Source organism: Clostridium brassicae, assembly GCF_026738875.1.
In the GTDB taxonomy this organism is placed as follows: Bacteria; Bacillota; Clostridia; order Clostridiales; family Clostridiaceae; genus Clostridium_H; species Clostridium_H brassicae.
Genome location: NZ_JAPQFJ010000056.1, coordinates 1 through 1,725 on the forward strand (window position 1 = coordinate 1; position 1,725 = coordinate 1,725).

2 protein-coding genes are annotated in these 1,725 nt (G+C 35.5%); both read left to right on the top strand.

The window, feature by feature from the left end; translation table 11 throughout:
- The first annotated feature begins 68 nt into the window (after window positions 1–68).
- Window positions 69–752 (top strand): transposase, encoded by a 684-nt coding sequence (locus OW729_RS19305; protein WP_268063153.1) that lies wholly within the window; start codon window positions 69–71, stop codon window positions 750–752.
- Window positions 746–1,642 (top strand): IS3 family transposase, encoded by an 897-nt coding sequence (locus OW729_RS19310; RefSeq protein ID WP_268063154.1) that lies wholly within the window; start codon window positions 746–748, stop codon window positions 1,640–1,642. The genes OW729_RS19305 and OW729_RS19310 overlap by 7 nt, the downstream gene beginning before the upstream one ends.
- Window positions 1,643–1,725 lie beyond the last annotated feature (83 nt).

Below are 1,725 nucleotides of genomic sequence, written 5' to 3' on the forward strand. Positions count from 1 at the left end.
TGATATGCTCCCCTTATGGTAGACAGTTTAAATAATAAAAACTGTTTACTGTAAGGAGGAGTTTTTTTATGTCTCACAAAGCAAAAATATCAGGATCAGAAAAGATAGAAGTTATTGAAAAGTATCTTCGTGGAGAAGATTCACTTAATCATTTAGCTACACTGATTGGTGTCTCTATGCCCTCTGCCGAACAATGGCTTCAAACTTATCGATCGTTAGGACCAAATGGTCTGATTAATACATCTAAGAATACTGTCTATACTGTAGAATTAAAGACCAGAGCCATCCAAGATTATCTGTCTGGTGGTGGCTCTCACATGGAAATATGTAGAAAATACGGTATTAAATCAACTTGCCAGTTGCGTAACTGGATTTTGAAGTATAATGGTCATGAGAAGTTAAAAGTTTCCGGAACAGGAGGAACACCTATCATGACTAATGGCAGAAAAACCACTTATGATGAAAGAGTTGAAATAGTTAAGTATTGTATTGAACATCAAAATAATTATGCTGAAACAGCTCAGAAATATCAGGTATCTTATCAACAGGTATATTCCTGGACTACCAAGTATGAGAAAAACGGCATTGAAGCACTTCTAGACAAGCGTGGCAAAAGAAAGCCGGAAGGCGAAATGTCAGAGGTGGAGAAACTAAGGGTGCAGAATAAACTACTTGAAGCAAAAAATCGCAGGCAACAGATGGAGATTGATTTTTTAAAAAAATTAGACGAGATAGAAAGAAGGCGATACTAAGCCAGGTAAGGTATGAGTTCATATATCTTACAATACAGGAACTTCACCATACAGCGTCATATCCAATAACAGAATTATGCGATTTCGCAAGTATACAAAGGTCATCCTACTATAAATGGCTTAAGAGAAAAGACAGCACTAATGAGCAGTTTAATAAAGAACTTTTATCATTAATTAAGAATGCTTATGAAGAACGAAATGGTATCCTTGGCTACCGCCAAATAACAATAAAGCTCAACCGTGAGCATGGTTTAAATGTAAACCATAAGAGAATTTATAGACTGATGAAAATATTAAACCTGAAGTCCATATGTCGCAGAAAGAGAAAGAATTATATCAAATCTACACCCGAAATCACAGCAGGAAACGTCCTTAACAGAGAGTTTGAGGCAGATGGATTCGGAAAGAAGTGGCTTACAGATGTAACTGAGGTGAAGTATGGCCTTGGAGGTAAGGCATATCTTAGCTCAATACTGGATCTTGGAGATAAAAGCATTGTATCCTTTGTAATAGGTCATTCAAATAATAATGAACTTGTTTTTAAAACCTTTGATATTGCTCATAATCAATATCCTGATGCTAAACCTATCTTTCACAGTGACCGTGGCTTTCAGTATACAAGTAAGGTTTTCAAAAGGAAATTAGATGATGCAGGTATGACTCAGAGTATGTCCAGAGTTTCAAGATGTATAGATAACGGACCAATGGAAGCCTTTTGGGGAATGATGAAATCGGAGATGTATTATCTCAGAAAATTTAGTTCTTATACAGAATTAGAAGCTGCTATCATAGAATACATAGATTATTACAATAATCACAGGTATCAGAAACGCTTGAAATGTATGACGCCTATAGAATATAGACAATATCTGTTGAATTTAACAGCATAAAAATAACGTCAACCTTCATTTAGTGATTGGCGTTATAGAATTTTTTTATTTTTTCCACTGTCTACTTGACAGGGGGCACTTCA

Coding starts and splice junctions, on each gene's coding strand:
- OW729_RS19305 (WP_268063153.1), top strand. CDS start 69: ATGTCTCACAAAGCAAAAATATCAGGATCAGAAAAGATAGAAGTTATT.